The 23,111-nt window shown below is 66.7% G+C and carries 25 protein-coding genes, 1 pseudogene and 1 riboswitch; of the genes and pseudogenes, 13 read left to right on the top strand and 13 right to left on the bottom strand.

Going from position 1 to position 23,111, the window contains the following annotated elements; all coding sequences use genetic code 11:
* Positions 1 to 77 precede the first annotated feature (77 nt).
* The gene (locus tag LXE91_RS18575) at positions 78 to 497 is read left to right on the top strand and encodes an NUDIX hydrolase (protein ID WP_039367579.1); all 420 of its coding nucleotides are present in this window, start codon (positions 78 to 80) and stop codon (positions 495 to 497) included.
* A 189-nt stretch (positions 498 to 686) separates the two neighbouring features.
* On the opposite strand, the gene LXE91_RS18580 is transcribed toward LXE91_RS18575, so the two are convergent.
* From LXE91_RS18580 to LXE91_RS18590, 3 genes are all read right to left on the bottom strand, one after another.
* A complete protein-coding gene (locus LXE91_RS18580) occupies positions 687 to 1,688 on the bottom strand; it encodes an alpha/beta hydrolase (RefSeq protein ID WP_082139500.1) in 1,002 nt (333 codons plus the stop codon).
* Entirely contained in the window at positions 1,642 to 2,517 is an 876-nt protein-coding gene (locus tag LXE91_RS18585; RefSeq protein ID WP_069585980.1) for a hypothetical protein, read from the bottom strand. The genes LXE91_RS18580 and LXE91_RS18585 overlap by 47 nt, the downstream gene beginning before the upstream one ends.
* Positions 2,518 to 2,639: 122 nt before the next feature.
* Positions 2,640 to 3,260 carry a TetR/AcrR family transcriptional regulator gene (locus LXE91_RS18590; protein ID WP_046196520.1) on the bottom strand — a complete coding sequence of 207 codons (621 nt, stop codon included), beginning with the start codon at positions 3,258 to 3,260 and terminating at the stop codon, positions 2,640 to 2,642.
* A 480-nt stretch (positions 3,261 to 3,740) separates the two neighbouring features.
* Between LXE91_RS18590 and LXE91_RS18595 the strand changes: the two genes are divergently transcribed.
* From LXE91_RS18595 to LXE91_RS18610, 4 genes are all read left to right on the top strand, one after another.
* A complete protein-coding gene (locus tag LXE91_RS18595) occupies positions 3,741 to 4,244 on the top strand; it encodes a YbaK/prolyl-tRNA synthetase associated domain-containing protein (RefSeq protein ID WP_039367566.1) in 504 nt (167 codons plus the stop codon).
* Between the two features lie 62 nt (positions 4,245 to 4,306).
* Positions 4,307 to 4,945 (top strand): helix-turn-helix transcriptional regulator, encoded by a 639-nt coding sequence (locus tag LXE91_RS18600; RefSeq protein ID WP_039367563.1) that lies wholly within the window; start codon positions 4,307 to 4,309, stop codon positions 4,943 to 4,945.
* Positions 4,946 to 5,008: 63 nt separating this feature from the next.
* A complete protein-coding gene (locus tag LXE91_RS18605) occupies positions 5,009 to 5,983 on the top strand; it encodes a threo-3-hydroxy-L-aspartate ammonia-lyase (protein ID WP_039367561.1) in 975 nt (324 codons plus the stop codon).
* 117 nt (positions 5,984 to 6,100) lie between these two features.
* The gene (locus tag LXE91_RS18610) at positions 6,101 to 6,349 is read left to right on the top strand and encodes a hypothetical protein (RefSeq protein WP_039367558.1); all 249 of its coding nucleotides are present in this window, start codon (positions 6,101 to 6,103) and stop codon (positions 6,347 to 6,349) included.
* A 35-nt stretch (positions 6,350 to 6,384) separates the two neighbouring features.
* Here LXE91_RS18610 and LXE91_RS18615 read toward each other — a convergent pair whose 3' ends face one another.
* From LXE91_RS18615 to LXE91_RS18635, 5 genes and pseudogenes are all read right to left on the bottom strand, one after another.
* Positions 6,385 to 7,209, bottom strand: a complete 825-nt coding sequence (locus tag LXE91_RS18615) for an SDR family NAD(P)-dependent oxidoreductase (protein WP_039367555.1) — start codon at positions 7,207 to 7,209, stop codon at positions 6,385 to 6,387.
* Between the two features lie 5 nt (positions 7,210 to 7,214).
* Entirely contained in the window at positions 7,215 to 8,090 is an 876-nt protein-coding gene (locus LXE91_RS18620; protein ID WP_039367553.1) for an SDR family NAD(P)-dependent oxidoreductase, read from the bottom strand.
* A gap of 31 nt (positions 8,091 to 8,121) precedes the next feature.
* Positions 8,122 to 9,113: pseudogene (locus LXE91_RS18625) on the bottom strand (NADP-dependent oxidoreductase).
* Positions 9,114 to 9,162: 49 nt separating this feature from the next.
* Entirely contained in the window at positions 9,163 to 9,795 is a 633-nt protein-coding gene (locus LXE91_RS18630; RefSeq protein ID WP_039367546.1) for a Dabb family protein, read from the bottom strand.
* Complete coding sequence (locus tag LXE91_RS18635) at positions 9,785 to 10,129, bottom strand: hypothetical protein (protein WP_039367542.1); 345 nt, start codon at positions 10,127 to 10,129, stop codon at positions 9,785 to 9,787. The genes LXE91_RS18630 and LXE91_RS18635 overlap by 11 nt, the downstream gene beginning before the upstream one ends.
* Positions 10,130 to 10,295: 166 nt before the next feature.
* Here LXE91_RS18635 and LXE91_RS18640 point away from each other — a divergent pair, with 166 nt between their 5' ends.
* From LXE91_RS18640 to LXE91_RS18665, 6 genes are all read left to right on the top strand, one after another.
* Positions 10,296 to 11,354 carry a helix-turn-helix domain-containing protein gene (locus tag LXE91_RS18640; protein WP_039367538.1) on the top strand — a complete coding sequence of 353 codons (1,059 nt, stop codon included), beginning with the start codon at positions 10,296 to 10,298 and terminating at the stop codon, positions 11,352 to 11,354.
* Between the two features lie 89 nt (positions 11,355 to 11,443).
* Positions 11,444 to 11,636: riboswitch (cobalamin riboswitch) on the top strand.
* Between the two features lie 341 nt (positions 11,637 to 11,977).
* Positions 11,978 to 13,906 carry a TonB-dependent receptor domain-containing protein gene (locus LXE91_RS18645; RefSeq protein WP_039367535.1) on the top strand — a complete coding sequence of 643 codons (1,929 nt, stop codon included), beginning with the start codon at positions 11,978 to 11,980 and terminating at the stop codon, positions 13,904 to 13,906.
* A gap of 237 nt (positions 13,907 to 14,143) precedes the next feature.
* Positions 14,144 to 14,713 carry a YdeI/OmpD-associated family protein gene (locus LXE91_RS18650; protein WP_039367532.1) on the top strand — a complete coding sequence of 190 codons (570 nt, stop codon included), beginning with the start codon at positions 14,144 to 14,146 and terminating at the stop codon, positions 14,711 to 14,713.
* A gap of 115 nt (positions 14,714 to 14,828) precedes the next feature.
* A complete protein-coding gene (locus LXE91_RS18655) occupies positions 14,829 to 15,674 on the top strand; it encodes a GNAT family N-acetyltransferase (RefSeq protein ID WP_039367527.1) in 846 nt (281 codons plus the stop codon).
* On the top strand, positions 15,671 to 16,342 hold the full coding sequence (locus LXE91_RS18660) for a TetR/AcrR family transcriptional regulator (RefSeq protein ID WP_223274302.1): 672 nt from the start codon (positions 15,671 to 15,673) through the stop codon (positions 16,340 to 16,342). The genes LXE91_RS18655 and LXE91_RS18660 overlap by 4 nt, the downstream gene beginning before the upstream one ends.
* A 29-nt stretch (positions 16,343 to 16,371) precedes the next feature.
* Positions 16,372 to 17,397, top strand: a complete 1,026-nt coding sequence (locus tag LXE91_RS18665) for an alpha/beta hydrolase (protein WP_039367521.1) — start codon at positions 16,372 to 16,374, stop codon at positions 17,395 to 17,397.
* 30 nt (positions 17,398 to 17,427) lie between these two features.
* Here LXE91_RS18665 and LXE91_RS18670 read toward each other — a convergent pair whose 3' ends face one another.
* Positions 17,428 to 18,060, bottom strand: coding sequence for a LysE family translocator (locus LXE91_RS18670; protein WP_039367518.1), 633 nt, complete (start codon positions 18,058 to 18,060; stop codon positions 17,428 to 17,430).
* 116 nt (positions 18,061 to 18,176) lie between these two features.
* Here LXE91_RS18670 and LXE91_RS18675 point away from each other — a divergent pair, with 116 nt between their 5' ends.
* Positions 18,177 to 18,638, top strand: coding sequence for an Lrp/AsnC family transcriptional regulator (locus tag LXE91_RS18675; RefSeq protein ID WP_039367515.1), 462 nt, complete (start codon positions 18,177 to 18,179; stop codon positions 18,636 to 18,638).
* Between the two features lie 121 nt (positions 18,639 to 18,759).
* On the opposite strand, the gene LXE91_RS18680 is transcribed toward LXE91_RS18675, so the two are convergent.
* Positions 18,760 to 20,142, bottom strand: a complete 1,383-nt coding sequence (locus LXE91_RS18680) for a collagen-like triple helix repeat-containing protein (RefSeq protein WP_039367512.1) — start codon at positions 20,140 to 20,142, stop codon at positions 18,760 to 18,762.
* Between the two features lie 351 nt (positions 20,143 to 20,493).
* Here LXE91_RS18680 and LXE91_RS18685 point away from each other — a divergent pair, with 351 nt between their 5' ends.
* Positions 20,494 to 20,958: a cupin domain-containing protein gene (locus LXE91_RS18685; protein ID WP_039367509.1), complete on the top strand. Its 465-nt coding sequence runs from the start codon at positions 20,494 to 20,496 to the stop codon at positions 20,956 to 20,958.
* Between the two features lie 94 nt (positions 20,959 to 21,052).
* Here LXE91_RS18685 and LXE91_RS18690 read toward each other — a convergent pair whose 3' ends face one another.
* The 3 genes from LXE91_RS18690 to LXE91_RS18700 form a co-directional block, all read right to left on the bottom strand.
* Positions 21,053 to 21,844 carry a DUF2182 domain-containing protein gene (locus tag LXE91_RS18690; RefSeq protein WP_046196521.1) on the bottom strand — a complete coding sequence of 264 codons (792 nt, stop codon included), beginning with the start codon at positions 21,842 to 21,844 and terminating at the stop codon, positions 21,053 to 21,055.
* Positions 21,841 to 22,485, bottom strand: coding sequence for a DUF1326 domain-containing protein (locus tag LXE91_RS18695; RefSeq protein WP_039350752.1), 645 nt, complete (start codon positions 22,483 to 22,485; stop codon positions 21,841 to 21,843). Before LXE91_RS18695 ends, LXE91_RS18690 begins: the two co-directional genes overlap by 4 nt.
* Before the next feature lie 190 nt (positions 22,486 to 22,675).
* The gene (locus LXE91_RS18700; RefSeq protein WP_039350755.1) at positions 22,676 to 22,975 is read right to left on the bottom strand and encodes a hypothetical protein; all 300 of its coding nucleotides are present in this window, start codon (positions 22,973 to 22,975) and stop codon (positions 22,676 to 22,678) included.
* Positions 22,976 to 23,111: the final 136 nt, after the last annotated feature.

Below are 23,111 nucleotides of genomic sequence, written 5' to 3' on the forward strand. Positions count from 1 at the left end.
GCTTATATTAAATCGAGCGTACGCGTGGATGCCGAGAATCTACAATGACAACACCGCTTCCACGATATGGATCATGCATGGAATCGCTCGCCCCCTTCAGTGGTTCGAAAATCGCACTTTTCAAGGACCGGGAAATCCTCGTCTATCGACGCGACGACAAACCCGACATACCGTTTCCCGGTTTGTGGGACCTGCCGGGCGGAGGCCGGGAAGGGAACGAGACGCCCGAAGCTTGCGTGCTGCGTGAACTCCATGAGGAATTCGGAGTGACGATACCAGGCAGCCGGATCAGTTGGTCGCGGGTCTATCCGTCGAGTCGACCGGATCGCCTGCCACACTGGTTCTTCGCCAGTTGGTTGAGCGGAGCGGAAATCGCCGCGATCCGTTTCGGCAACGAAGGCCAGGAATGGACACTGATGGATGTCGATGCGTATCTGCGGCTCACCGACGCAATCCCGCACCTGCAGGCGCGCGTAATAGATTATCTGAGTCGCTGACGCGGCACGATTTCCGGCGATTTCGTTTGCCCGGCGAATGTCCCCTGCCGCCGACTCCCGCTCAATGCGTTCGGCCCGGGCCAGTCGATGCGGTCCCGCCCGCTTGCGGACGGCAGACGCTCGACGTCATCCAGCGCTTACTCGCCGTGGCACAAGCCGCCACGAAAGACGAACCAGCTTCGGCCGAGACTAGGCCCGATTCAATGACGATGCGTGCACGAACGCTGAAATAGCCTCCACGACACCGTCCGCCAGTGGCAGATCCGGGTTCGAATAAGCAGCGAGGTTTTCTTGCAGATCCGCCGTGCGGACGGCCTTGAGAACGTGATTGGCGTCGGCGATCAGCGCCATTTCGGCCTGCGGATTTGCTCGCTGTAACGGTTCCGCGTCCTGCACGGCAACCTGGAGATCCCGCGCGCCCTGCACGATGAGCACGGGTTTCGTGTAATCGGCCAGCAGCGCTGCCGGGTCGATGGTCAATTCGCTCATCAGGAAGCGCTGGTCTTGCGGCCTGAACGCCGGCATGAGTACTGGATCGATGCTGGCTGCATCTACCCGATCCCCGGCCTCCAGGGAATCGAGGATCGAAAGTGCATTGTCCAGGATCGGCGCATTTGCAGGGTTCGATTGCAGTTGCTGCCGCAATACGGGCCCGAGCGGACGCCCCGCCGCGGCAACCAGGATCAGGCCGGCAATGTCGGCCGATTGCCGCGCCGCCAGCAACGCCACCAAACCGCCCTCGCTGTGCCCCAACACCCATACGCTGGAAGCACCTGTCCGCGCGCGGATGGCGGCTACCCACGAATGGACGTCCGCCGCGTAGTCGTCGATCACGACATCATTAGCATCCGGTATCGCCGACGCGCTGCCATACATGCCGCGCTTGTCGATTCGAACCGACGCGATACCTTCTTCGCACAATCGTTCCGCGAGCAACCGGTACGTCGACGCCTGAAGCCAGCTCGGCGCGTTGCCATTTCTGTCGGTCGCGCCCGAGCCCGGCACGATCAGCACCACCGGCATATCGCCGGTGTCCGGGGACAAGAGCGTGCCCTTCAACGGACCGGGAGGGCCCGGCGCTTCGATTTCCGTCTGCGTGGTGTGCAAATGACTTCCTCGGAGATGGGCCACAAACAATCGATTTTCAGCGCCAGTCGCCGGCGAAGCGCCGCGGCTGATATGTCCGCTCATTCCAGGTAAATCGCACGGGCTTGCCCGATGCGGCCTTGCCCTTTGGTCGCACGAGGAGGTCGTAGTGGCCGTTGGTCATGTGAGGGCTGAACGACAGCACGTAATGAACCTCCGTCGTGTTTTCCGCGTCGCATGCTTCCTGTCGTGCGTCGCCCGGATCCCCGCCTTTTCCCGTCTTCTCAGCGACACATTCCGCTGCCGCATCCTTGTCATAGGTCGACCAGTCGGTAACCGCAGTGAAGATGGGCGTCACGCGCGCATCGGCATAGCGATACAGGCTCAGGATCTCGATCGAATCGCTATGCGCGGTCGATGTGTAGTTATTGTTGAAGCGAACGCCAAAGGCGGTTTCCTGCGCACTGATACGGTAGGGAATCACGTCCATGGTCAGGAATACATTCCACAACATCGGTGACGTATCGACGCGCTCGCTTCGATCACTGGCGAGCAGGCGGAACCCTTGCCCGTCGCGGGTCAGGACACCCGTCCACAACTCCGCATCGACGTTCTCGGTCGAGCGCTGGACCAAAGCGGACACGACCCATAGCGGCCCTGTAGACGATGCCCCGTGCGCCCATGGCGACAGCGCGATACCCTTGACACTCTCCGCCGGCGCAGGATCCTTGCCCATCAGCGCACGCAACGCAGCTTGCTGCTGGTCGTTGTCGCTCAGGTCGCTTGCGGCGAACGTGCAATTCGCAACAAACACCAGTATGAATGCCAGTACCGCTCGTACGTAAAAGTGGCGGCTCTTGCTCTTTCGAATCCTTGGATATCGCCGCCCCGAGGACGCATCCTCTCCGTCATTTTCCTGAGTGATGAACGACATTGCCCGTGTGCTCCTCATCGATCCACTTTCCAGCCGGTTGCAAGCAAGCCCCGTCGGGCAGAATTTTCCGTCTTCCCAAGCGACCCCAACCGGGCTGACGCCAAACCTCGCCGCAACCCAGCTCACGGCGCCTTGGCCAACGCCAGAATGGCCATCACCGCATCGTCCTCGATTCCCTTGATATCCGACGGAAACCGATTCCTTTGCGGTATCAGCACGATGAGCCCCTCGATCTGTGCCGTAACAAGCGCCGCGCGCCGGATGCGTACCGCTTGTGGCAGCGCCGGGTTCACGGCTTCGATGAGGCCGGCGATCACGCCGCGTTGAAATTCATACCCCTCTTCGAGCATTTTCCGCGCGAACTCTTGCGTCTGAGCCAGTGCCCAGAAGTTCACGAACAGGCTTTGGGTCCTAGGCTGCTTGCTGTCTTCGAGCAGCAGCCGGACCACTTTCTCCAGACGGCCCTCGGGTGTCAGCGACGTGTCCGCACGCACGCTGTCGTACGTGTTGGCGTACGCCTCCCTCGTCACGGTCAGGATGGCCTCGAAGATGTCCTCGCGCGTGGGAAAGTAGTGCTGCAGGTTCGACAGCGCCAATCCGGCTTTTGCCGCGACCTTCCTCATGGTCAGCCCGCCGTAGCCTTCGTCCACGAAGATCTCGATGGCACCGGCCATAATCTTGTTCACAGCGTGCTTGCCGCGCTCGGTCAAGACGCGTCCGTTATCGAGAGCCGCCCTCTTCAAGAATTCCTCCTGCTGCCCTGTGAGCGAATGCCCCGGGCGATGGTGCCGATGGCGCGTCAGCGCCGTTCATCCCCGGTCGCAGACCGACCGCGTCTTATCCGCTCCATCCACGAGGCGCGGTAATTTAGGTTGGTCGACCGGATTTTGAAAAACATCGATGCCTGACACGGGTCGTGTCGGTTCCACTGCAGGGGGCCGAAAGGCCGAACCTGACGGCGACATTCTACGCAGGATCGGTAATCCGGGGACAGGCGCCGAAGTCGATTGGCGAGCGGACCCGTGACTTGCTCGACACCCGTCAAAAATGGGTCGAGTGACACCTTTTCGTCGATGCGACCGAACACCGTTGACGCCCCCCCGGTCCCGTCCCTTTGCCACGCTCATGACAAAACGTCTATACTTGGACATTCCATCGACCGACTCGCCGACGCACTCGCCCCGGCGCGCCCCGATCCCCCGGCCCCACCTGCCCGGAGCGACATGAGCGACTATCCCGTTTTCGACACGCTTTGCGATCTGCTGAACACATCCGGTGCGCGGTTCCGTGTGCTGGAGCATCCGGCCGAAGGGAAATCCGACGCAATCGCCGCGCTGCGCGGCACGCGCCCCGAACAGGGCGCGAAGGCGATGCTCTGCACGTTCAAGGATGGCGGCGACACCACCGCGCTCGCGGTGATTCCCGGCCACCTGAAGATCGACTTCCGCAAGGTCGCCGATGCGGTCGGCCGCCGCAAGGCCACCCTCGCATCGCCCGACCTCGCGGCCACCGTCACGCGCTGCGTGATGGGCGCCGTGCCGCCGTTCGTGTTCGACCCGAGCGTGACGCTCGTCGTCGATCCGGCGCTGGTCGAACGCAACACCGAGATCGCCTTCAACGCCGGTCGCCTCGACCGCTCCGTCGTGCTCGATGCGGCCGACTACGTGCGGATCGCGCAGCCGCTGCTCGCCGACATCACGCGGCCGGAGGCGACGGGCGGCGAGTAACACGCCGGTTGCCCGTTTCCCCAAGCCGTCGCATCGATCCGAAACCTGACCGCGAAACCATCATGACCACCACCCGGAAACTCGTGCTGACCGAACAGGCATCGCTGATCGAACAGGTGCAGCGCATTGCCGAAGGGCTCGGCGCGATGTTCGCGCCGTTCACCGAAGTCGTGGTTCACGACCTGCGCACGCCGGAGCACGCGATCCTCGCGATCCACAACAACCTGTCGGGGCGCGCAGTCGGCGATCCCGCGACCGAACTCGGCCTCGCCCGCATCGCGGACGACGATTTCCCGCCCGTGCTCGCGAACTACCCGAACCGCTTCGCCGACGGCCGCACCGCGAAAAGCACGTCGATCGGCATCAAGGATTCGACCGGCCGCTACGTGGCCGCGCTGTGCCTGAATGCCGACGTCACGCTGTTCCGCGGCTTCCAGGGCATGCTGAACCAGTTCTGCAGCACGGACGGCGAAGCCGTCGCGGAAACGCTCGATCCGGCCGGCGCGGATGCGATCCGCCAACGCATCGACGCATTCGCGATGCGCCTCGCGACGACGCCGCGCGAACTGAAGACCGACCAGCGCCGCGAGTTGATGCAGACGTTGAAGGCCGACGGTTTCCTCGAAGTACGCCGCGCGATGGAGATCGTGTCGCAGCATCTCGGCGTCTCGCGCGCGACCGTCTACAACGATGCGAAATGACGCAAGCGCGCGGCACGCGCGCTGCTTTACTGCTGAACGATTTCAACGACCACCAGGCAATCCATGAACGCTCCGACTCTCCCCACATACGACGACGTCGCCGCCGCCGCGGCCCGGCTCGAAGGCCATGCGCACCGCACGCCGGTGATGACGTCGCGGACGATCGACGAAGCACTCGGCGCGCAAGTGTTCTTCAAGTGCGAGAACCTGCAGCGCATGGGCGCATTCAAGTTCCGCGGCGCGTTCAACGCGCTGTCGCGCTTCGACGCGGAGCAACGCCGCAACGGTGTCGTCGCGTTCTCGTCCGGCAACCATGCGCAGGCGATCGCGCTGTCGGCGCGCATGCTCGGCATTCCCGCGACGATCGTGATGCCGCAGGATGCGCCGGCCGCGAAGATGGCCGCGACGCGCGGCTACGGCGGCAAGGTCGTGACCTACGACCGCTATACCGAGGATCGCGAGCAGATCGGGCGCGAACTCGCCGCGCAGCACGGGCTCACACTGATCCCGCCCTACGACCACCCGGACGTGATCGCCGGCCAGGGCACGGCGGCCAAGGAACTGTTCGACGAAGTCGGCCCGCTCGATGCGGTATTCACGCCGCTCGGTGGCGGCGGGCTGCTGTCGGGCACCGCGCTCGCCACGCGCGCGCTGTCGCCGCACGCGACGCTTTACGGCGTCGAGCCGGAAGCCGGCAACGACGGCCAGCAATCGTTCCGCTCGGGCGCGATCGTGCATATCGACACGCCGCGCACGATCGCCGACGGCGCACAGACGCAGCACCTCGGCAACCTGACGTTCCCGATCATCCGCCGCGACGTCGACGACATCCTGACCGCGACGGACGCGGAACTGGTCGACTGCATGCGCTTCTTCGCCACGCGCATGAAGATGGTGGTCGAGCCGACCGGCTGCCTGTCGCTCGCCGCGGTGCGACGGATGAAGGACGCGCTGCAGGGCAAGCGCGTGGGCGTGGTGATCAGCGGCGGCAACGTCGATCTCGAGAACTTCTGCGCGCTGGTATCGGCGCCGGCATGACCGTCGCGGCGCGCATGAACATTCCGTCATCCGCGCCGCATCACTCCTTCACGTCGCGTTAAGTTTCGCGCCCTAGACTGATTACGTTGTCCCGCAGCCAGTCGTGAAGGAGCCACCATGAAATCGCACGCGATCGTCGCCGCCGCCCTGACGGCTGCTTCCCTTTCGGCGTTCGCTCAACCGGGCGTGACGTCATCCGGTTTCCCCGCCGCGTCGCCGCACGACGCCGTTGCGCAAGCGACGCACCGCTCGCCCGGCACGTTGCCGCACGCCGGCTTCGTGCTCGCGAAGATCGATCAGAACAATACGCCGCCCGATCGCGGCGGCGACCCGAGCGGCCGCTCGCATTCCGGCATGCGCATGTGACGGCACGCGCCGGGCGTGGCTGCCGCGCCCGGCCGTCAGAACGACGGCAGCGACGGATCGCGTGCAGCGAGGATGTCGTCTGTGCGCCGCTGCAGCGCGCCGTCGATCGTCTCCGGTTGCGGAATCAGCCAGTAGCGCCCTGCCCGGATACCGTCGAACACCCGCGCGGCGAACGCGTCGGGCGTGAGCCCGTGCGCGTTCAGCATCGAGCGCATCGTGTCGACGAAGCCGCGTACTTCGGGCCGGTCGTGCACCGCGCCGAACGGGTCGTTGAAGATGCCCGACTGCACCGGGCCCGGCGCGAGCAACGACACGCCGACCGGTGCGCCCAGCATCTTCAGTTCTCCATACAGCGATTCCGTCAGCGCGACCACCGCGAATTTCGTCGCCGAATAAGGCGACATCAGCGGGCTCGGCAGGAACCCGCCGACCGACGCGGTGTTCACGACGCGCGCCGGCACGTTGCGCTCGAGCATCCGCGGCACGAAGCTGCGGATGCCGTTCAACACGCCGTGCACGTTGATCGCGAAGCTGCGCTCGAAGCGTTCCGGCGTGATTTCCCAGCTGAAGCCGGTCGCCATCACACCGGCGTTGTTGAACAGCAGGTCGACGCCGCCGAAGCGCTGCCAGGCGGCCTTCGCCAACGCGTCGACGGCTTCCGGCCGGCTGACGTCGGTCGGCACGCACAGAACCTCGGTGTCGAGCGTCGCGGCGAATGCGTCGAGCTTCGCCGGGTCGAGATCGGCCAGCACGACGCGCATGCCGAGCCCGGCGGCGTGGCGTGCGAGCCCGCTGCCGATGCCGCTGGCCGCGCCGGTGATCACGGCGGTGCCGCCGTCGAAGCGAATCGAATTCGTCATGTCAATCAAAGTCCTGTCGGGTCGATGTGGGGATGCGCATACGCGGGAACCACCGGCGGCGGCAGCACCGTGCGGCCGTCGAGCGAGCGCACCGCGAGTTGCTGCGCGAGCGGGAAATGCAGGCTGTGCGTGACGAGGCCCGTGCGTTCGCGCGCCGGCAGGCGGCACAGCGCGAGCGCGGTTTCGGCGAGATACGCGACGTCCTCGGTCGGATAGCCTTCAGGGATGTAGCGCGCGGCGCCCGGCGTGCGGATCGCCGTGCTCGGCGCGACGAGATTCACCGCGATGCCGTCGGCTTCGAGTTCGGCCGCGAGCCCCTGCGTGAAGCGCGACAGCGCCGCTTTCACCGCCGCATAGACGGTCGCGCCGCCCGCACGCGAGAAATCGTCGAACGGCCGCAGCGGCGGCAGCGCCGTCACCGAGCCGACGTTGACGATCCAGCCTGCGCCACGGGCGCGCATCAGCGGGATCGCGGCCTGCGCCAGCGCGAACGGAATGCGCAGATAGTGTTCGATCGTCGTGTCGAACATCGTCATCGGCATCGCGTCGACGCACGCGTAGTCGGCCACGCCCGCGTTGTTGACGAGAATGTCGAGGCCGCCGGCGGCTTGCGCCGCGCGCCCGACGAGCGCATCGCGCTCGGCTGCGTTCGACAGGTCGGCCGCAAGCGCGATCGCGCGGCCGCCGGCCTGCTCGATCAGCGCAACTGTTTCGGCGAGCGTGCCGGCGGTCGTCGCCGATTGCATGAGGCTGCGCGCCGTCACGACGACGGTCGCGCCTTCGGACGCGAGGCGCTGCGCGATCGCACGGCCGATGCCGCGGCTTGCGCCCGTCACGAGCGCGCACTTGCCGGCCAGTACGCTGGTTCGGGAATCGGTCATCGTTGTCTCCTGTGATGTGCGTGCGGGCCGCTCAGCGGGCGATATCCGCAACATGAAGCACCAGCTTCGTTTTCGCCTCGCCCGTTTGAACGAGATCGAGTGCGCGGGCCGCCTGTTCGAGCGGAAACCGATCGAAACGCGGCACGCGCAGCACGCGCTTCTCCAGTTGCGCCGCGATCCGGCCGAGCGTGCCGCCGCTCGGCGTCCGGCTGTAGGTCATCGCGGTGCGCAGGCCGCGCCGTGCGGCAATGGCCGCCGTCGCGGCGAGCCGCTCCGCATCGCCGGCCGCGAGCGTCATGATGTTCACCAGCGTGCCGCCCGGCGCCAGCAGGTCGAGTGCATTGGCCAGCGTGCCGCCGCCGACCGCGTCGAGCACGACGTCGACACCGCCGGGCGCCGGGCGCGCAGCGCCTCGGCGATGTCCTGCGCGCGATAGTCGATGCTCGCCGCCGCGCCCAGCGCTTCGACCGTCTCGCGGTTGCGCGCCGAACACGTCGCCGCGACGCGCGCGCCGGCCTGCACCGCCAGCTGGATCGCGAACGTGCCGACCGCACCTGCGCCGCCGTGTACCAGCACGGTCTGGCCCGCCTGCAGCCCGCCGTCGTCGAACAGGCCGGCCCATGCGGCGAGCGCGGGCGTCGGCACCGTCGCGGCTTCCGCCAGGCTCACCGCGTCGGGCACGCGCACGACCGAGTCGTGACGCACGGCGACGTATTCCGCATACGCGCCCCAGCGCCCCGCGCCGACGTCGGTCTGCGCGAACACGCGCATGCCGGGTTCGAATCCGTCGACGCCCTCGCCGACCGCTTCCACCACACCCGCCGCGTCGAAACCGAGCACGAACGGAAACGTGTACTGCATGAATGCGCCGAGGTAGCCCTCGCGGCATTTCCAGTCGGCGGGATTGATGCCCGCGCAGGCCACGCGGATCAGCACGTCGCCGGGGCCCGGCGTCGGGGCCGGCACGTCGGCCATTCGCAAGGTGTCGGAATGACCGACGCGGTCGATCAACAGGGCTCGCATCTTCGTGTCTCCAGGGTTGGTTTGACGTCAGCTTGATGTGGGCTGCGCGTCAGGCCGCCGTATCCGCCAGCAGGCTCGACGCGAGCGGACAGAACGCATGCGAGATCGCATCGACCGTCCAGTCGGGGCTTTCGGCGTCGAACCGGCGGTCGACCCAGCCCCAGTGATACGGATGCATCAGGTATTCGCCGAGCAGATCGCCGACGTGCGCGAATTCCTGCTGCCACACGTGCGTCCATGCGCCGGGGGGCTCGATCCGGCTCAGGCGCCAGTTGCGGATGCCGGGCATGAACGCGGGCATCTGCAGCAGTTCGCGTTCGAGCGCGGCGATCCGCACTGTGCCGGCCTGCGGCGGCGTGCGCAGCATCAGCGTGCGCCACACGCCCTCGCGCAGCGCCGGTTCGCGCAGGCCGCCGCCGATCGCGCGGCATCGAGCGCCGTCGATGCGCTCGATGCCCGGCAATCGAGCCAATGCGCCGAAATCCACCGTACCGTCGGCCGCCGACTCGTCGCGCAATACGTCGAGCGTGTAGTCTCCCGCGCCCCAGCTGCCGTCCAGATTGCGTGCCAATGCCACGCGTTTCGTGCCGGCCCGCGCGTGCGCGGCTGCGTGCAATGCATGCTCGATCGCGCCCGCATCGCAATCCGCCGACACGAATACCTGTGCCGTGTCATGCCGCATGATCGACCTCCGTCAGCGCGGGAAGCGGCGCATCGGCGTCCGTCATCACATGGCGGCGGCGCACGTCGCACAGCGCGTCGACGGCCATCCAGAAACCGACCACGTCGGCATCCGTCAGCGCGCGCATCCGGTAGTAGGCCGGCGCGTCGGCCACGTGCCAGGTCAGCCACAGCGTGCTCCACTGCCCCGGCACCGCGACGGGCGGCGACACCCAGCGGCCGGTTGCCGTCAGCCCGCGCGCCGCGTGGCCCGGCAGGTAGCGGTCGCGCAGCAGTGCAAGCACATCGGGAATACGCTCGGGCGCGAGCGTGATTTCGTCTACGATCTGGATCATTCGCGTGTCGTCCGGGGTCGTTCGTTACAGGATGCGCAGCGTGCCTACGCCGTTTCGGTGAGGCCGAAGGCGGTCGGCGTGGATAGCATTCTTGCGTGGCGACGGTTGTCGGACCCCTACCACCGCGCTCACCGACCCCTGTCACAACGCTCAGATCGGGAGACTCATGAAACAGCGCGCCATGCCGGCCCGCGGCCGCATCTTGCCGGGCCTCGGTGCACGCCTGCTGAGCGAACTCACGCGCAGCGGCGCGCCGCCGGCCGACCGCGACGCGCAGCCGCCGCAACCGGCAGCGACGCCCGGCGATTTCGTCGCGCTGTACCGCGACGCGATCGAACGCCTCGAGGCGCAGGTCGCGCGTGGCGACGGCCACCCGCCGATGCGCAAGCGCGAAGTCGACCTGATGTGCCGCTGCCTGCTGAGCTGCGCGACGCTCGACGACGCGATCCGCTGCGCGCGCGAATTCGGCGAGATGCTGACGCCGCGCGCCGGCGCGCTGTCGCTCGCCGTGCGTGACGGGCGCGCGACGTTCCGGATGGATTCGCTGCGCCGCACACGCAGCCCGGCCGCGTGCCTCGTCGACCTGACAGGGCTGTTCTGCTATCTGCAGCTGTTCGGCTGGCTGATCGGGCAGCCGCTGCGGCCGACCGACGTGTGGCTCGGCCATCCGCGCCGCGACGACGCGATGCCTTTGCTGGGGCTGTTCAACGCGCCGGTCGAGGTGGGCCGCAAGAGCTACGGCTTCGCATTCGATGCGGGGCGGCTCGAGTGCCGCGTGATCCGGCAGCCGGCCGAGCTCGACGCGTTTCTCGTCGATTTTCCGTTTCGCCTGATCGATGCGGCGCCGGCCGTCGTGTCGTGGGCGCAGCAGGTGCGCGGCTTTCTCGATGCGGCGCTCGCGCACGAGCAGGCGTTGCCGGCACTCGCCGAGCTGGCCGGGTGGCTCGGCGTGAGCGAGGCGACGTTGCGGCGGCGGCTGGCGGCCGAAGACAGCGGTTATCACGTGCTGCGGGAGCAGTGTCTCGCCGAGGCTGCGCAACGCTGCCTGCGCGAGTCGGACTGGCCGGTCGCGCGGATCGCCGCGCATCTCGGGTTCGGCGGCGAGGAAGCCTTCCGCCGCGCGTTCGTCAGGTGGACAGGTGTCGCCCCGACCCGGTTCCGGCGCGATTGCATGGCAGCAAACCACGCCATTTCGTCAGACATGAAACGCGCCATCGACGCATGAAAGACAGGATTTCGAAAGTTTTTGCGCATCGATGACGTTTTTTCGCATCCGCGGGCTGCCCGACAATTGACGCGCCGGAGCGCACGCCATTACCCTTGCGCGCTGATGGTTCCCAGGGATGGGATCAAAAGGGAACGCAGGAGAGGCCGCGCCTCGAATCTGCGGCTGCCCCCGCAACTGTGAGCGGCGAATCCGTGCCACTGCATGCCACTGGGAAACCGGGAAGGCCGGCACGAATCAGGACCCGCGAGCCAGGAGACCTGCCATCGACCCGAGGTCCAAGCAGCCGCACCGGGCGGGGTGTCCCGGCGCGCCAGGCACCGCCATTGGCGGTCGCCCGTTGCATGGACGGCCCGACCTCAGGATCCGCCCGATGTCCACTGTTACCGCACCTGCTTCCTCACCGGAAGCGTCGCGCCGGCACACCGCCGGCATGCACGGCCCGCCAGCTCGCGCGCGCCGCTCCCTATCGATCGCGTCCGCCGGCATGTGCCGCGCCGACGCCCGCGACCGCGGCCCGCTCGACCCGGCCGCGCGATAGCCCGATCACGGATAACAAAACCGGTGCTGCCGCCGCGCGCTCACGATCGACGCATGCGCAGCCCGACCACAACGACAGCCTCATGAAGATTCGACACCTCCTTGCCACGTCCGCCGCGACCGCGCTTCTCTCGCCGCTCGCCCACGCCGCCGGCGACACCACGGTTGCGCAACCGGCCCCGGCCGCCGACGCCGCCGACCTGCCGACGATCAACGTCACCGACACACGCCGGCTGCCCGAGTCGTTCGACCAGCGCTATGCGACGACCCAGGTGCTCACGCGCACCGATCTCGACCGGCTGTCGCCGAGCGACCCGAGCATCACGCAGGCGCTCGCGACGCTGCCCGGCGTGACCGTCTCGCAGAACGGCGGCCCCGGTTCGTCCGCGTCGGTCAGCATCCGCGGCTCGTCGGCCAGCCAGGTCGCCGTGTTCATCGACGGCATCCGCATCGGCTCGCCGACCACCGGCATCGCGCCGTGGGCCGACCTGCCGACCGAAGCGTTCGAACGTGTGGAAGTGATCTCGGGGCCGGCCGCCGCGTCGTTCGGCGCCAATGCGATGGGCGGCGTCGTGCAGCTCTTCACGCGCCGCGCGGCCAACCAGCCGAACCAGACCACCGTGTCGTTCGGCGGCGGGTCGAACAAGGCGTTCGACACGCAACTGCGCACGTCGGGCACGGTGCCGTCGACCGGGCCGCTCGCCGCACTCGGCGGGCTCACCTACTCGCTGGGCCTGCACTCGTACAACACGGCCGGCATCGACGCGACGCGCCCCTTCGCATACGGGCACGAGGCGGGCCGCAACCCGTACCATGCGCAGGATCTCGATGCGCGCGTCGGCTACGCACGCGACAACTGGTCGATCTCGACGTTCGCGCTGTATCACCGGTCCGATCTGTCCTACGACAACAGCGGCTACGCGAACCGCCAGCTCGATCATCAACTGACGACCGGTATCGCGTTCCACCTCGACATCACGCCGGACACGCAGTTCGACCAGTCGTTCGGTTATGCGAACGATCGCGGGTTCATCTACGCGAGCGATCCGGCCATCCCGACCGACCAGATCAACTCGCAGCGCATCAGCACGTCGACGTCGTTGACGCACCAGGAGCGCGGATTCCATCTGTTCGGGCTGCCGCTGTCGGGCGAAACCAAGCTCGCATACGACTTCACGCGCGAGCAGGCATTCCTGCCTGTCGACATTCCGAACGGCGTGCCGACGCGCAACGATTCCGCGTTCTCGCTGCACCAGTCGGCGACGCTCGGCAGCGTGACGATGTTCCTCGCGGGGCGTCATGAAATCATCGCCGGGCAGTCGGTGAATACGGGTAACGCGGCGCTCGCGTGGGCGATCACGCCGGTATACACGGCGCGCGCGTCGTACGGCAATGCGTTCAAGCTGCCGTCGTTCAACGACCTGTACTACCCCGGCTACGGCAATCCGAACCTCAGCCCGGAACGCAACACGTCGGTCGAGGCAGCGATCGATGCGAACACGTCGTATGGCACGTTCACGGCCGCGATCTACGATACGCGCGTCACCAACCTGATCGCGTACAACCCGGCGACGTTCTCGCCGATGAACATCGGCCGCGCGCATATTCGCGGGATCGACCTGTCGTACAAGGGGACGATCGGCCGCTCGACGCCGGTAAGCCTGGCAGTCGGGATCCTGAATCCGCAGGACGAAACCAACGACTCGTGGCTCAACCGCCGGCCGCGCCAGACGGTCAGCCTCAACATCGATCACACGTGGGACGAACTGCACCTGCATGCGTTGAGCACGGGGGCGTCGCTGCTTTATGGCGGCACGACGTTCGACGATCCGGCGAATTCGACCTATCTGCCTTCGTACCTGACGGTGGGCCTGCGCGCGTCGTACCGGATCAATTCGCACCTGACGGTGTCGGCGACGGTGTCGAATCTGTTCGATCGGCAGTACATGACCGCGTATGGGTACAACACGCTCGGGCGGACGGCGTTCGGGAAGGTGAGTTATACGTTCTGACGGGAATGGGGAGGCGTTGGCCGGACAGGTGGCAAGGCCTCTCGTTTGACATGGTGCATCCGATGCCTGCGCCGCCGGGTTCGTGAAACGGGTGATGCCACCCCAAAACCGGGCGATGGACCGACGACTACCGAGCCGTCGGTCTTTCGTCGCACTGCGCACGTTGCTGTCCGTGTCAACGCTGTTAGACTGCGGACGCCTTCCCCGCACATGGACTCCACCATTCAGGACAGTGACATGACCGAATGCGCGCTGACATTGACCAGCCAGATCGAATGGGAAAACTGGTTGGAGCAAAACGGCAGCACGTCGGACGGAACATGGCTGCGTCTGGCGAAAAAAGGCACCGCGCAGCGAACCATCACCTACGAACAGGCGTTGGAAAGCGCCCTCTGCCATGGCTGGATCGATGGTCAAAAACGGGCTGAGAGCGAGCAATACTGGTTGCAACGCTTCACCCCGCGCTCCGCAAAAAGCATCTGGTCCAAACTCAACACGGACCGGGCTGAAGCGCTGATCGCCGCCGGCAGGATGCGCCCGCCCGGCTTGCGCGAAATCGAGAAAGCCAGAAAGGACGGCCGCTGGCAGGCTGCCTATACGTCGGCCAGCAACTCGATCGTGCCCGACGACCTGCAGGCGGCCCTGGACGCCAATCCGGAAGCCCGCACGTTTTTCGCAACACTGAACAGCCGTAACCGATATGCGATCCTGTTTCGGATACAGCATGCCAAAAAGCCGGAAACACGGGCGCGCAAAATCCGGGAATTCATCGACATGCTGAATCGCGGCGAAACCATCCATCCATAGATTTTTCGCTGACGAGAATGGGGCCAAACGGCGCATATCGCCCGTCATGGCTGCTTCGGCGCCGCAGCCGGTACCGCAACGCGCAATCAGTGAACGCAGCGACTGGAGGTGAACCATGGACCAAGGCGGAGACTTCATCGTGCGCACCATGTCGGCCGACGAGGTCGCCATGTCGATCGAATGGGCCGCGGCGGAAGGCTGGAACCCCGGCCTGCACGATCCTTCCTGTTTCAGGGCAGCTGACCCGGCCGGGTTCTTTATCGGCGTCTGGCGCGGCGAGCCGGTCGCGTGCCTTTCTGCTGTCGCCTATGACGAGCGCTTCGGCTTCATCGGCCTCTACATCGTAAAACCCGGGTTTCGCGGCAAAGGCTTCGGTATCCGAACCTGGCAGCACGGCATGCGTTACCTCGGAGACCGTAACATCGGGCTCGATGGCGTCGTCGCCCAGCAGGCGAACTACAGGAAGTCCGGATTCGAGCTTGCTTACCGCAACATCCGCTATGAGGGACGCGTGGACGGCATCGGGTGCGCGCACGTGGTAGCGGCGGCCGACGTGCCGTCCGAGCAGTTGCTGGCCTACGATCGCGCGTGCTTTCCCGCGGCGCGCGAGCGTTTCGTCTCCGCCTGGATCGCGCAGCCGGATGCCGTTGCGCTCGCGGCGATCAGCGGCGGCCGTGTCGCCGGCTACGGTGTCGTGCGCCGTTGCAGGACCGGCTGCAAGATCGGCCCGCTTTTCGCCGACGATGCGGGCGTCGCCACCGGGCTGTTTCGCGCGCTGGCAGCGCGCATGCCCGGCGAAATCATCGTGCTCGACGTGCCGGAAACGAACCCTGCGGCCGTCGCGCTGGCCGAACGGCACGGCATGACGAGCGTGTTCGAAACCGCACGGATGTACACGAAAGAAGCGCCGGAGATAGCGATCGATCGCGTGTTCGGGGTGACGTCGTTCGAGCTGGGGTGATCGTTGCCAACATGGCGGCGGCCGAATTCGGGAAATTGACGTCAACCCAAAACCTAATACAATTAGCCTTTTCGCTAATTCGAATAGTATTCGCCATGGCACGTGCCGGCATCACCCTGGACAAACTCGTCGAAGCCGGCGCGCAACTCGCCGATGAAACGGGCTTCGAGCACCTGACCGGCGCGGCGCTGGCGCGTCACTTCGACGTCAAACTGGCCAGCCTGTACTCCCACGTCCCGAGCTTCGACGACCTCAAGAGCCGCATCGCACTCTTCGCGCTGAAGGAACTCGCCGATCGCGCGACCGACGCGTTGGCCGGCCGCACCGCCAAGGACGCGCTCACCGCCCTCGCCAACGTCTATCGCGACTACGCCCGCGAGCACCCCGGTCGCTTCGCCGCAGCGCGCCACCCGGTAAGCGCCGAACGCGCCGCCGCAAGCGCGGGCGGCCAGCTCGTCAGGATGACCTCGGCCGTGCTGCGCAGCTACGCCATTCCGGAAGCCGAGCAAACGCATGCGATCCGCCTGCTCGGCGGCTTCTTCATGGGTTACGTCACGCTCGAAAGCGCGGGCGGTTTCGCGCACAGCGCACCGGCTTCCGACGCGTCGTGGTCGCGCAGTCTCGATGCACTGGACGTGATGCTGCGCCACTGGCCTGCTGCCGCATGACTCGCGCAACGTCCAACGGAACCGAACCGATGAAAGACAAACCTGACGGCGTCGTCCTGCCGAGCCGCGTCATCCCCTTCCCGACGTCGATCAGCGACGAAGCGCGCACCGCATTGCAACGACTGGTCGGCAGCGACGGCGTGCCGCTGAACGCGCTGCACGTGATGCCGTCCCCGGACGATTTCGATGCATGGATGCGCGTCAAGGCGGCCGCCGATGCGCACTACGCGGCGGCCATCGAGCAGCTCGGCGGCTCTCTGCGTTCGAGCGTGGAGACGATCCGGGCCGGCGCGGCGGACGTGCATGTCGCCACGCCCGAAGCAGCAGCGTCCAGCGAATGCGCATACATCGATCTGCATGGCGGTGCGCTGGTGCTCGGCGGCGGCGCCGCGTGTCGCGCCGGCGCGCAGATGCAGGCCGACCGGCTCGGCATTCGATGCTACGGCGTCGACTATCGCCTGCCGCCCGAGCATCCGTATCCGGCCGCGCTCGATGATTGCATCTCGACCTATGCCTATGTGCTGGAGCACTACGCGCCGGAAAACATCGTCATCGGCGGACGCTCGGCGGGCGGCAACCTCGCCGCGGCGATGGTGCTGCGCGCCCGCGACGAAGGCTTGCCGCTGCCGGCCGCGCTGGTGCTGCTGTCGCCGGAAGTCGACCTGACCGAATCCGGCGACAGCTTCGAAACCAACCGTCTCGTCGATGTCATGCTGCCCGCGTCGCTGATGCCGAACAACCTGCTATACGCGAACGGCGCGGATCTCGCGCATCCGTACCTGTCGCCGCTGTTCGGCGATTTCTCCGCCGGCTTTCCGCCGACCTTCATCCAGAGCGGCACGCGCGACCTGTTCCTGTCGAACGCGGTGCGCCTGCATCGCGCGTTGCGGCGCGCGCAGGTGCCGACGGAGCTTCACGTATTCGAAGGGATGCCGCATGGCGGGTTCATGGGCGCGCCCGAGGACAGGGAGCTGAGCCAGGAAATCGCGCGCTTCGTGCATGCGCATTTGCCGGCGTCGGACGTTGAATCGAAGCCGTCGAGCGCCGATCGATGAACGGCAACGCGATCCGCTCGACGCACTGCGCTAAATGACCCCGCGCACGCCCGCGACCACCTGAATCACGCCGAATACCGCGATCACCGCGGCCGACGCGCGCGACAGCCCGTGCATGAACGCGAACGACATCTTCGTGCGCAGCGCGGCGGTCGTACCGCTCAGGCATAGCCACCACGTCGCGGAACCGATGAACACACCGGCGACCATCAGCGCCACGGCCGGCCACACCGTCCCTTCCCGCGCCCCCGACAGCGGGCCGAGCGCCGCGAAAATCCCGACGAACGACAGGATCGTCATCGGGTTCGACAGCGTCAGGCCGAACGTCGTCACAAAATCGCGCAGGACGGACGTGCGCGGCAGGTCGCGCTGCGCCGTCGACGCGGGCGGCGCCTGGCGCGTGATGGTCCACGCCAGCCACACGAGAAACGCGCCGCCGCCGATTTTCAGGCCGACGGTCAGCATCGGGAACGCCGTGACGATACCCGCGATGCCGAGCGCGCCGAGCAGGCCGTAGATCGCATCGGCGCACGCGGCGCCGACGCCCGTCGCGAATCCCGCCTGAAAACCACGGCTGAGGCTGCGCTGGATGCACAGCATGCCGATCGGCCCGACCGGCACCGCGATCGACAGCCCCATGACGACGGACTTGATGAACAGCATTGCCTGCTCCTTGCGACATGTCACATGTTGAACAGGCATCGTAGGGAAAATCCCGTCATCGCTGAATGCGGTTTTTAAGGAAGAATGGCCACCCCGCCTTAAAAAATACCGCCGTGATGGACGATCTGGACTGGAAGATAGTGACGCTGCTGCAGGCCAACGGCCGCATCAGCTACACGGAGCTGGCGCGCCAGGTGCACCTGTCGGTGCCGGCGGTGACGGAACGCGTGAAGCGGCTTGAAGCGGCCGGCGTCATCGAGGGCTACACGGCCCGGATCAATCCTGCCGCGGCCGGCTATCCAGTCAGCGCGCTGATCGGCATCACGGTGCCGCAACCGGCAAAAGCAAAATTCCTCCGGTTGCTGGAGACCATTCCCGAAGTCGTCGAATGCCATCACGTGACGGGCGCGGACTCGTACATGATGCGGCTCGCCGCGATCAGCATGACCCATCTCGAACAACTGATCGAACGCATCAACCTGTACGGCGAAACCCGCACGTCGATCGTGATGTCGACACCGCTGCCCGCACGCGGGCTGGCGCGGCCGCCGTCGCCGCGCGACGTCGTTCGCCATTGACACATCGAGAGGCCCGTCCGATCCGCTTCCCGCAGGGGATCATCAAGCCATTCCGGTCGGCGGTAACCGGCGGCCGATCATCGTTCGGCCGGGTACCGCCGTGACGATCGACGTCGATCGACTACTTGCCGGCCAGACCGCCCAAGCCGCCCAGCAGGCCACCCACCAGCCCCGTCACGGGTGCCAGCGGATTGGAGAGACCACCCAGCGGTGAGCCGCCGCCCGTGCCGCCCGTGCCCGTCGTGGAACCGTTGTGGACGATCGCCGTATTCCCGCCGACCACGCTCGTCACCAGGCCCGCGACCGGCACCGCGCCGTTCGCACCGCCCGGGTTGACGAGGCCGCCCGCGTTGGTCACGGTGTTGCCGACCGCGCGCACGAGGTCGCCCACGCCGCCGACCAGCGGCTGGGGCGACGTGGACGTCACCTTCCATCCCGCCGACGTGATCGCGCCGCCGATCTGTCCGAGCAGGCCCGCGACGGGCTGCCCGAGGCCGGTCGCCGTGCCGACCTGCTGCGTGACCTGGCCGACGGTCGTGACGAGCGGCGTGATCGCCGTGCTGATCGCCTGCGTCGTCTGCTGGACCGGGCCCGACGACAGGGCCGCGCCGAGCATGGTGCCGCCCGTCTTGAGGCCGCCGGCGACGGTGTCGAGCAGGCCGCCGACCGGCGTCGTGAGCGGCGCCAGCGGCGACAGCGGGCCGGTGCCGAGCGCCTTCACCGTGTCGCTGAGGCCGGCGACCGGGTTGCTGGTCGAGCCGACGATGGAGCCCAGCCCGGCGACCGTCGTGCCGACCGGGTTCGCCGTGAAGCCGATCTGACCGATGCCGTTGCTCACGGCGTTCGACGTGTCGCGGATGATCGTGCCCGCGCCCGTGACCGTGTTGCCGAGGCCGGTGGTCACGCCCTTGCCCACTGGCGGGCTCAGGTCGCCGAGCGTGACGCCGGCGTCGATGACGACCGCGCCGACGGAGCTGACGATGCCGTTCGTGCCCGGGGTGCCGCTTGTGCCGCTCGTGCCACCGATTCCGCTGGTTCCACTCGTTCCGCTGGTTCCGCTGGTTCCGCTGGTTCCGCTGGTTCCGCTGGTTCCGCTGGTTCCGCTGGTTCCGCTGGTCCCGCTGGTCCCGCTGGTCCCGCTGGTCCCGCTCGTCCCGCTCGTCCCGCTCGTCCCGCTCGTCCCGCTCGTCCCGCTCGTACCGCTCGTACCGCTGGTCCCGCTCGTACCGCTGGTCCCGCTCGTACCGCTGGTCCCGCTCGTACCGCTGGTTCCACTCGTACTGCTGGTCCCGCTCGTACCGCTGGTTCCACTCGTACCGCTGGTTCCACTCGTACCGCTGGTTCCGCTCGTGCCACTAGTCCCACCCGTGCCACTCGTACTCGTTCCGATAGTGTTGCCACCCGACTTCGGCGCCGTCACATCGCTGCCGCCGCACGCAGCCAGTGCGCAAGCCGTCGCAATGGCGGCGAGCGCAACGTTCGTCTTGATGAAATGATTTTGCATGGAAGCCCCCGCTCTCTTTTTCAGCTCGATCATCCCGACAAGCATCTATCGTGCCAGTGAGATCGGCATCATCGACGACTGCCTCCAGCCTCGGACCGCCGCGTCCCGACGGCCGTCCGGCGTGCGACGCACGGCATACGGGCGTAACTTCACAAGCCGTGGTCAAGCGTTGCGTCCCGGGTAACGCGTGCGTAACGCGGGCCCTGCGTTACGTAGCATCGCGCGGCGAAAGACGCAGTCCTGCTCCTGTCTCTATCATTCGAGTCTGCGAAACGGCGCTGTCGCCGATACTCGCCTCATCATTCACACCCGCTGCACGAACGGCGCCCCGACTCCCGACAAGGACAGACGATGAACACCCTGCGTGAAGTGCTGAAAGCCGCCGACATCGCGGCGATGGAACCGGAGCGTTCCACCCACCCGCTGAACGAGAATGCCGTCCGCCTGAAGCGTTCGCTTGGCGACGCAACCGGGCTCACGCAACTCGGCGTTCATCTCATGACCTTGATGCCCGGGCACGAATCCACCGAATACCACCGGCATCTCTACGCGGAGGAATGCGTCTACGTCCTGTCGGGAACCGGCGAGGCAATCGTCGATGGCCGGACCCATGCAATCGGCCCGGGCGACTTCATGGGATTTCCGCGCGGCGGCAACGCGCACACGATGCTGAATACGGGCGATCAGCCGCTGGTCTATCTCGTGGTGGGCGACCGGCCGGAACACGACGTGTGCGACTATCCGAAACTCGGCAAGCGGCTGTACAAGGCGGGCGCCAACAAGGTCTTCGTGGATCTCGGCAACGGACCTGCGTGACACATGCATCGCCCGGCGCAGGACCGCCCGCGGCCCGCCCTCACCCGTACACGGCGATTCCGCGAGCCTGCGCCGGCTTGACCATGACAGCCCGTCACACGATCAACGTCACACCGGCCCACGCAATCAGCACGACGCCCAGCGCACGCCCGACACGTTCGCCGCCGGGCAGGATCTTCTCCGCAAACACGAAGAGCGACAGCGCGGCGATCCACACGACGTTCATCACGCCGCCGACGAACAGCAGCGCCATCAGCAACCAGCAGCAGCCTACGCAAACCATGCCGTGCCGCGCGCCGAGCAGGAAACTGCCGGCGACGCCCGGGCGCCAGTGCGCAACCAGGAACCCGGCCGGCGCCCGGCATTGCCGAAGGCACGCGCGTTTCAGCGGCGAGAATTGATAGAGCCCGGCGAGCGCCAGCACGATGGCGGAAAGGACGGCGCTCTTCGACCACAGCATCATCGCGGAGATCAGCCCGGCCGGCTGCAGCATCGCCTGAAGCAACGCCGCGCCGATCGAGAACGCGAGCCATGCGGCGAGGTAGCCGGCCAGCAGCGACAGCGACGTGAACGCCGAACCCGCCCCATCCGCGCCGCGCTGCCGCAGCACCCGCCGGTACAGCATCACGAGCGGCGCCGCGCTGGGCGTCATCATCGCGATCATCATCACCCACCACATCACGATCACCGTGGGCAGCGACGGATCCATGCTGCCCATGGCGCCCTTCAGGCGATGCGGAAAGAGCGTAACGGCGGTCATCTCGAGCGCCGACATGCCGGTTCCCGCGCCCGTCCAGAGATAGAACCAGCACAGACCGACGAGCGCGGCCATGCCGAGCAGCGTGACGACGCGCTCGCGCCCGAGCCAGTGGTCGACGGGAGTCATGCCGCGACGCGATGCCGAACCACCCCGTGGTTGTTCAGGTGCAGCCGCGCGAACTGCGCATAGCTGCCGTCGAGGGTCAGCGGAATGTGGCCCTGCGAGCGCGACGTGCCCGAGCCGATTTCGGCCAGCTCGTATTCGAAGCCGTGCGGCAGGTCGATCCTCGCGCGATGTTCGGCGCCCGTCACCGGATTGACGATGGGATCGCCCGCGAGGTCGAACACGCCGTCGACGTGAATCCGGCCACGCCGCGCATCGACATCGACGTCGAAATCGATCTTCGCGAAGATCGGATCGAACGCCTGCTCGAGCGTCGAAGCAAAGACCGAGAACATCGTCGCAAACGGATCGGTATCCTGACCAGTCATGATCTTCAGCACCGCCTCGCGCTGCGCCGGGCTGGCGCGCTCGTCGACGATCGGCTGGCACCGGCCCCGCCCCTCATGGATGGCCCCTGGCCATTCGAACACGACCGCGATCCTGACGCCGTCGAGCACCACGTCGCCGTAGTGGCCGCTGTCGATCGAAATCGCCCCCATCGCCGCGCAGTGGCCATGGGTCGGCGGCGCGTTGAACTGGCATGGGCAACCGTATGAGCAATTGCAATTGATCAATTCGGCACCCTGAATCTCCCACGGCGTCATGGCTCCACCTCGCGCTCGGCTACACAGGAATGATTCGAATCTAGTGCACCGCACAGGGGAAATCAAAGCCGCCGTGGCGGCCCGGATCGACGCATGAAAACCGCCGGTCAAGCGCGCGTGGAAGGCGCTGCGGCGCGCTCGTGCAAGTCCCCACCGGCGGACGTCGGCTCGTGCGAATCCCGCATGGATCTCACACGACCAGCGACGCGACGATCGCGCACCACAACGCACTTGCGCCGCACAGAAACACGCGCCGCGCGACGAGCATCCGCGATTCGTCGTCGGGAGTCTTCATCGGCGAGGTAGCAAGAAACGGCACGCTGACGAGGCACGCGAACCCGGCCAGCGCCGGCAGGATCACGACGTAGTCGCCGAACCGCCACGGCAGCGGCTCGTGCCAGCCCCAGTAGCCGAGAAACAGCATGCCCATCGAAAACATCGTCGCGGCGGCCGAACTGAGCGCGACCACCGATCCCGTCGGAAATTGCATGGGAGCCTCCCCTCGCGCAGCGTGCGCGACGCCGGGTCATTATCCCGGCACGCCGGGAAAAAGCACAACGACGGCCGATGGACGGCAACGCTCATCCCGACGTCGAAGCCGACCAGCACGTCGAAGGAGCGGAGCC

This window comes from Burkholderia contaminans, assembly GCF_029633825.1.
Taxonomy (GTDB): domain Bacteria; phylum Pseudomonadota; class Gammaproteobacteria; order Burkholderiales; family Burkholderiaceae; genus Burkholderia; species Burkholderia contaminans.

Coding starts and splice junctions, on each gene's coding strand:
- LXE91_RS18650 (WP_039367532.1), top strand. CDS start 14,144: ATGACCGAATGCGCGCTGACATTGACCAGCCAGATCGAATGGGAAAAC.
- LXE91_RS18595 (WP_039367566.1), top strand. CDS start 3,741: ATGAGCGACTATCCCGTTTTCGACACGCTTTGCGATCTGCTGAACACA.
- LXE91_RS18685 (WP_039367509.1), top strand. CDS start 20,494: ATGAACACCCTGCGTGAAGTGCTGAAAGCCGCCGACATCGCGGCGATG.
- LXE91_RS18605 (WP_039367561.1), top strand. CDS start 5,009: ATGAACGCTCCGACTCTCCCCACATACGACGACGTCGCCGCCGCCGCG.
- LXE91_RS18690 (WP_046196521.1), bottom strand. CDS start 21,844: ATGACTCCCGTCGACCACTGGCTCGGGCGCGAGCGCGTCGTCACGCTG.
- LXE91_RS18575 (WP_039367579.1), top strand. CDS start 78: ATGGAATCGCTCGCCCCCTTCAGTGGTTCGAAAATCGCACTTTTCAAG.
- LXE91_RS18680 (WP_039367512.1), bottom strand. CDS start 20,142: ATGCAAAATCATTTCATCAAGACGAACGTTGCGCTCGCCGCCATTGCG.
- LXE91_RS18675 (WP_039367515.1), top strand. CDS start 18,177: ATGGACGATCTGGACTGGAAGATAGTGACGCTGCTGCAGGCCAACGGC.
- LXE91_RS18700 (WP_039350755.1), bottom strand. CDS start 22,975: ATGCAATTTCCGACGGGATCGGTGGTCGCGCTCAGTTCGGCCGCCGCG.
- LXE91_RS18610 (WP_039367558.1), top strand. CDS start 6,101: ATGAAATCGCACGCGATCGTCGCCGCCGCCCTGACGGCTGCTTCCCTT.
- LXE91_RS18585 (WP_069585980.1), bottom strand. CDS start 2,517: ATGTCGTTCATCACTCAGGAAAATGACGGAGAGGATGCGTCCTCGGGG.
- LXE91_RS18620 (WP_039367553.1), bottom strand. CDS start 8,090: ATGACCGATTCCCGAACCAGCGTACTGGCCGGCAAGTGCGCGCTCGTG.
- LXE91_RS18665 (WP_039367521.1), top strand. CDS start 16,372: ATGAAAGACAAACCTGACGGCGTCGTCCTGCCGAGCCGCGTCATCCCC.
- LXE91_RS18580 (WP_082139500.1), bottom strand. CDS start 1,688: ATGAGCGGACATATCAGCCGCGGCGCTTCGCCGGCGACTGGCGCTGAA.
- LXE91_RS18645 (WP_039367535.1), top strand. CDS start 11,978: ATGAAGATTCGACACCTCCTTGCCACGTCCGCCGCGACCGCGCTTCTC.
- LXE91_RS18600 (WP_039367563.1), top strand. CDS start 4,307: ATGACCACCACCCGGAAACTCGTGCTGACCGAACAGGCATCGCTGATC.
- LXE91_RS18635 (WP_039367542.1), bottom strand. CDS start 10,129: ATGATCCAGATCGTAGACGAAATCACGCTCGCGCCCGAGCGTATTCCC.
- LXE91_RS18640 (WP_039367538.1), top strand. CDS start 10,296: ATGAAACAGCGCGCCATGCCGGCCCGCGGCCGCATCTTGCCGGGCCTC.
- LXE91_RS18670 (WP_039367518.1), bottom strand. CDS start 18,060: ATGCTGTTCATCAAGTCCGTCGTCATGGGGCTGTCGATCGCGGTGCCG.
- LXE91_RS18695 (WP_039350752.1), bottom strand. CDS start 22,485: ATGACGCCGTGGGAGATTCAGGGTGCCGAATTGATCAATTGCAATTGC.
- LXE91_RS18615 (WP_039367555.1), bottom strand. CDS start 7,209: ATGACGAATTCGATTCGCTTCGACGGCGGCACCGCCGTGATCACCGGC.
- LXE91_RS18655 (WP_039367527.1), top strand. CDS start 14,829: ATGGACCAAGGCGGAGACTTCATCGTGCGCACCATGTCGGCCGACGAG.
- LXE91_RS18630 (WP_039367546.1), bottom strand. CDS start 9,795: ATGCGGCATGACACGGCACAGGTATTCGTGTCGGCGGATTGCGATGCG.